The sequence below is a fragment of the Stenotrophomonas sp. Bg11-02 genome, from assembly GCF_002836635.1.
GTDB lineage: Bacteria > Pseudomonadota > Gammaproteobacteria > Xanthomonadales > Xanthomonadaceae > Stenotrophomonas > Stenotrophomonas lacuserhaii.
The window spans coordinates 1-5950 of the sequence record NZ_PJAY01000013.1 but is presented as its reverse complement, the minus strand read 5'-3'; the positions used below and the strand labels follow the sequence as shown (position 1 = coordinate 5950).

Sequence of the window (5950 nt, the reverse complement as noted above, 5' to 3'; positions counted from 1 at the left end):
GTGTATAGGGGACAGATCTTAGTATGCAAGGCAGGGTACATCCGCCATCCTTATGGGGTCTCCATGGGGTGCGCGCGTGACTTTGTCCGTCGACTCAACACCGACCTTCGCTCGACGCCTCAAACAAGCCCGCCTGCACACGGGTTTGTCGCAGAAGGAGTTGGGCATCCGGGCCGGTCTGGATCCTCACGTGGCCAGCCCCCGAATCAACCAGTACGAGCGTGGCAAGCACGAGCCCATGCTGGAGATTGCTGAGCGGTTGGCCCAAGCGTTGGGGATCCCCGCCGCCTTCCTTTACACCGACGATGATCTGCTGGCCAAGTTGCTCCTGCGCTGGGGCTCGCTAAGCAAGCAGCAGAAGCGCGAGTTGGTGAAGCTGATCGAGGCCACGCCCGAGAAGTAAACCGAACAAGCGCTCGCCCTATGGGCAACTCTTCGCCTCAACCCGCCCTTTGGGCGCTTCTGGAGGGAGCTGCAGTGTCCGCGGCTAGTGCGACTGACAAGTCGCGACATCTCAGGCTTACTTGAGATTTTGTTCACGACCGATACACACGCGCCTTGTCTAAAGTGATATACCATGTCGCCCGTGTCAGCCTCCTCACTTCTACTGCGACTGTTCCTGATCGCCATGCTCGTGCTTAACGGCGCGTGGTCGGCGTTTGCGTCCGTCAGTATGAACCCGGTCATGGAAGAGCAGGCCAGCGAAGTGGCTGCCGCGGTGCAAGTCGACGAAGACTGCTTCGCCGATCACAGTGCTGAGCATCATCCCGATGCCACATCGATTGAAAAGGCTGGCACTGGGCATGGCGACCATGCCGGTCCCGACTGTTGCAAGTCTTCTGCGTGCCGGTGCGCCTGCGTACACGCTTGCGCGAGCGCACTTCCTGCGCGCCTGCATGTTTCGGTGCAACTGGCCTTGGGCCTGGATGTCATGCCGCTGCCCCTAGGGCATGCGCCACCTGCCTTGCCTCATCTGATCCGACCACCGATCGGCTAAGCGTCCCTAGGCGCCGCAATGGCGCCGTTGGTGTGGCTTGCATGCCTGTTTAGGCCAGCCGCCCGCTCTGTACCACCGCCCGCCGGTGGCAACACGACGCTTGGAGCATTTTCATGTCGCATGATGATTTTCGTGGTCCACGCGGTGGACCGCTGCTGCCTTCGCGGCGGCGATTTGTCCAAGGCTTGGCCTTGGGAGGCGCAGTCGCAGGATTAGGTTTCTGGCCCAAAGCCAGTTGGGCGCTCAAGGGGCCGGGACAACCCAACGTACTATCGGGCACTGAGTTTGACCTGACCATTGGCGAGACGCCGATGAACTTCACCGGCAAGACCCGCACCGCGATCACGGTCAACGGGTCCGTTCCGGCGCCGTTGCTGCGGTGGCGGGAAGGCACCACGGTCAACTTGCGCGTCTCTAATGCATTGCCCGCTAACTCCATCCATGGCGCGGACACCTCCATCCATTGGCACGGCATCATTTTGCCGGCCAACATGGACGGCGTGCCGGGTCTGAGCTTTGACGGTATCGGACGTGGTGAGACCTACCACTACCGGTTCACCCTGCATCAGGGCGGAACCTACTGGTACCACAGCCACTCAGGGTTCCAGGAACAAGCCGGGCTCTATGGCCCGATCGTCATCGACCCATTGGAGCCGGAGCCCTTCAGTTTCGATCGCGACTACGTCGTGATGCTGAGCGATTGGACAGACCTGGACCCGACGGCCCTGTTCGATCGTTTGAAGAAGATGCCGGGCCATGACAATTACTACAAGCGCACGGTCGGCGATTTTGCGCGCGATGTGAAGCGCAACGGCCTGTCGGCCACGTTGGAAGATCGCAAGATGTGGGGCGTGATGCGGATGACGCCCACGGACCTGTCCGACGTCAACGCCAACACCTACACCTACCTGATGAACGGCACGACCTCACTGGGCAACTGGACCGGTTTGTTCCGCAGTGGCGAGAAGGTGCGCCTGCGTTTCATCAATGGCTCTGCCATGACGTACTTCGATGTGCGTATTCCGGGGCTGAAGATGACCGTGGTGGCGGCAGATGGCTTGTATGTCCATCCGGTTTCCGTCGACGAGTTCCGCATCGCGGTAGCAGAAACCTTCGATGTGATCGTGGAGCCCTCCGGGCAGGACGCATTCACCATCTTTGCCCAAGACTCCGGTCGCACCGGCTACATCAGCGGCACGCTCGCTGTGCGCGAAGGATTACGCGCGCCCGTTCCGTCTGTGGATCCCCGGCCGCTGCTGACGATGGCAGACATGGGCATGGATCATGGGTCGATGGATATGTCTGGCGGCAGCAAGGGCATGGAAGGCGGCTGTGGTGCGGCCATGGGCATGCCTGGCATGACCCCACCTGTCAGCGGTAACGCGACCTCGGCCCATGCAGGCCATGCGATGCCCGCCGCCGGCGATGGTGCCATGGCAGGCATGCAGCACGGGGGCATGCAATCACACCCTGCTAGCGAGACCAACAATCCCCTGTTGGACAACCAAGCCATGAGCGTGAGTTCGCGCTTGGATGATCCGGGCAATGGCCTGCGCGATAACGGCCGTCATGTGCTGACGTATTCCATGCTCAAGAGCACCTTTGAAGACCCTGACGGACGCGACCCCGGTCGCGAGATCGAGCTGCATCTGACCGGACACATGGAGAAATTCTCCTGGGGCTTCAACGGTCAGAAGTTTTCCGATGTCGAGCCGCTGCGGCTGAACTACGGCGAGCGTATGCGCATCGTATTGGTTAACGACACGATGATGACCCATCCCATCCATTTGCACGGCATGTGGAGTGACGTGGAGGACGACAACGGCAACTTCATGGTGCGCAAGCACACGGTGGATATGCCGCCAGGTAGCCGACGCACGTATCGCGTGCGTGCCGATGCGTTGGGCAGCTGGGCGTTCCATTGCCACCTGCTTTATCACATGGAAGCCGGAATGATGCGCACGGTGAGGGTCGACGAATGAACATCAATAGACGCGATACCACCCTGACTGCGCTGACGGCTATCTCGCTGGCCCTGGCCAATGCGGCCAGCGCCCAATCTATGCAGCACGGCTCCATGCAGATGGAGCAGGGCGCGCAGACCCAGACTCAGGATCACTCTGCACATCAGGCGCCGACATCAAAACCTGCGCCAGCCCAAAAGCCTGCAACACCGGCCAAGACGAGCGAAGCGACGATCGATCATGCGGCGATGGGCCACGCCGAGCCGCAGGCTAACGCAGCCGAGCCTGCCATGCAGGGCATGGACCATTCGCAGATGGGGCACGGCTCGCCCGCGAGCACACCTGCGGCGCCCACAGCGCAGGCGCAGTCGATGCAGGGCATGGATCACAGTCAGATGGCACAGCCCGCTGCAGCCGACACCTCCGGCACGGCCACGCCTGCGATGCAGGGGATGGACCATTCGCAGATGGGCCATGATTCGCCCGCGCCCGCTACACCAGAAGCGGGAATGCAATCGATGGAGGGCATGGACCACAGTCAGATGGGACACGGGCCTGCAGCGCCAACGCAGCCGCGCACCCCGATTCCCGCGGTGACGGACGCGGATCGCAAGGCGGCCATCGCGCCGGAACACGCGCATCCGGTGCATGACAACTCGATCAAGAGCTACGTGCTGCTCAATCGCCTGGAAACCTGGGATGCCGATCCGGGCACCGGGCTGGGCTGGGAGGGCCAGGGCTGGATCGGTACGGACCTCAATCGCGTCTGGCTCCGCAGTGAAGGCGAACGCACGGATGGTCAGACCGAGTCGGCTGATCTGGAAGTGCTTTACGGCCGCAGTATCTCCACGTGGTGGGATGTGGTGGCCGGTGTGCGTCATGACTTCAAGCCTGGGGCATCGCAGAACTTCGCCGCTATCGGTGTACAGGGCTTGGCGCCGATGAAGTTCGAAGTGTCCGCCACAGCCTATCTCGGCGAAGGGGGCCAGACTGCCGCCAATGTCGAGGCCGAGTACGAATTGCTGCTAACCAACCGGCTGATCTTGCAGCCGCTGGTGGAAGTCACCGCCTATGGCAAGAACGATCCATTGCGCGGGATAGGTTCGGGTCTGAGTGCCGCTGAGGCGGGGCTACGACTTCGCTATGAGTTCACCCGAAAGTTCGCTCCCTACATCGGCGTGGTGTACGAGCGCGCGTTTGGCAATACCGCAGACATGCGACGCGAGCATGGCGAGTCCTTTGAAGACACGCGCTTGGTCATCGGCCTTCGTACCTGGTTCTAAGGGGAACTGACAATGAAATCCAACAAAAAGATGTGGGTATGGCTCGGTGCCGGCGTGGCATTGGTTGCGGTGGTCGCAACCGCCACGGTCTCTCTGGGCGTGTACAACGTGGCCGCCGACGATCCGCATAGTCGCCCGGTGTATGCGCTACTTGAAACGGCGCGCGAGCGTTCCATTGAGGTGCGCGCCGCCAAGCTTCAGCTACCCACGAACCTTGATGATCCTGAGCGTATCCGCCAGGGTGCGGGCAACTACAACGCCATGTGCGTGACCTGCCATCTTTCACCAGACGCGGCGGCCACCGAGATGAGCAAGGGCCTGTACCCCGCGCCACCGAACCTAAGCAAACAGCCGGTCGCTCCAGCTGAGGCGTTCTGGGTGATCAAGCACGGCATCAAGGCCAGCGGCATGCCCGCTTGGGGCGGCAGCATGGACGATGAGTTCATATGGAACATGTCGGCCTTCCTGCAGAAGTTGCCCACGCTGGACGCGACTGCGTACAAGGAACTTGTCGACAGCAGCGAGGGCCATTCGCATGGCGGCGGCGAGACGCAAGGCCACCATGACGACGAAAAGGCCGAGGATCACCCTGCCTTATTCGAGCCGGGCAACAACTCCATGCCGCATGCGCACCCGCCGGGCGTGGACGACGATCACCACGGCCCGACACCCAGCGACACGGAAGTCGGGTTGGTGAGCCACGGCCATCCCGACGGCAAGGTGGAGTCGCACCCTGCACCACACACGCCCGTGGCCGATGACGGCCATGCGCACACCCATTGATCTCCTTGGAGCCCACGCAATGAACGCAACAGCAATCTCGTTCACCCTCGCACTGGCACTGGCCGTCGTGTCCCCCGCAATGGCGCAGGCGACACAGCCGCACGCACATCACCCCGCTGCCGCGGCATCTGCGGACGTCGACGTCCCAGTCACTGCAGAGGCCGCGGTCGCCGTAGCGGAGCGTTTCAACAGGGCCCTGTCTAGCGGCGATCTGGCCACGGTCGAAGCCCTGCTCGCTGCCGACGTTCTCATCCTCGAGTCCGGGGGCGCCGAACGCAGCCGCGAGGAATACATGGGCCATCACGCAGTCAGCGATGCGGCGTTCCTCAAGGGCGCCCATCGCCAGCTGCTCCGTCAGCGCGCACGAGCCGCCGGCGAGTTCGCGTGGGTCGGAACCGAAAGCGAGTTGCATGCCCAGAAGGACGGCCAGCCACTGACCGTCCAGAGCGCCGAGACGATGGTGCTGAAGGAGACCGCGGACGGCTGGCGGATCGTCCACATCCACTGGTCCTCGCGGACCAAGCGCTGAGTCGAGAGATTGAAATGACTACGCTCACATTGCACCGTCTGACTTTTGTGGTCCTTGCCGTGGCTGGTCTGGGTGCTTGCACCCAGGATGCTTCATCCGCGCAACCCACAACCTCGCCCTCCGCACAGGTTGTCGTCCCATCAGCCGACGCGACTCCAGCAGCCCTGCCACGCATGACCGTCCACAAGACCCCGACCTGCGGGTGCTGCGGTGTCTGGATCGACCACGTGCAGAAGGCGGGATTCACCGTGGATGTGCACGACATGGATGACCTGGGTCTGGTCAAGGAGCGGTTGGGTGTCCCCTATGCAAAGGGCTCCTGCCACACGGCCGAGATCGGCGGATACGTCATCGAAGGCCACGTTCCGGCCGCGGACATCAAGCGTCTCCTCGA

Annotated in this window: 7 protein-coding genes; all 7 read left to right on the top strand. The window is 62.3% G+C overall.

Features of this window, described 5'->3' with window-relative positions:
• Positions 1-52 precede the first annotated feature (52 nt).
• Positions 53-403, top strand: a complete 351-nt coding sequence (locus CXG43_RS01125; RefSeq protein ID WP_043033515.1) for a helix-turn-helix transcriptional regulator — start codon at positions 53-55, stop codon at positions 401-403.
• 174 nt (positions 404-577) lie between these two features.
• Positions 578-997 (top strand): transcriptional regulator CopL, encoded by a 420-nt coding sequence (gene copL / locus CXG43_RS01120; protein WP_101098350.1) that lies wholly within the window; start codon positions 578-580, stop codon positions 995-997.
• A 113-nt stretch (positions 998-1110) separates the two neighbouring features.
• Positions 1111-2979, top strand: coding sequence for a copper resistance system multicopper oxidase (locus CXG43_RS01115; protein WP_012480217.1), 1869 nt, complete (start codon positions 1111-1113; stop codon positions 2977-2979).
• Positions 2976-4244 carry a copper-binding protein CopB gene (locus CXG43_RS01110; protein WP_005413421.1) on the top strand — a complete coding sequence of 423 codons (1269 nt, stop codon included), beginning with the start codon at positions 2976-2978 and terminating at the stop codon, positions 4242-4244. The genes CXG43_RS01115 and CXG43_RS01110 overlap by 4 nt, the downstream gene beginning before the upstream one ends.
• A gap of 12 nt (positions 4245-4256) precedes the next feature.
• The gene (locus CXG43_RS01105; RefSeq protein WP_012480216.1) at positions 4257-5027 is read left to right on the top strand and encodes a cytochrome c; all 771 of its coding nucleotides are present in this window, start codon (positions 4257-4259) and stop codon (positions 5025-5027) included.
• A gap of 19 nt (positions 5028-5046) precedes the next feature.
• On the top strand, positions 5047-5556 hold the full coding sequence (locus tag CXG43_RS01100) for a nuclear transport factor 2 family protein (protein WP_012480215.1): 510 nt from the start codon (positions 5047-5049) through the stop codon (positions 5554-5556).
• Between the two features lie 14 nt (positions 5557-5570).
• A partial coding sequence (locus CXG43_RS19355) for a DUF411 domain-containing protein (protein WP_232767514.1) occupies positions 5571-5950 on the top strand: 380 nt, incomplete at its 3' end.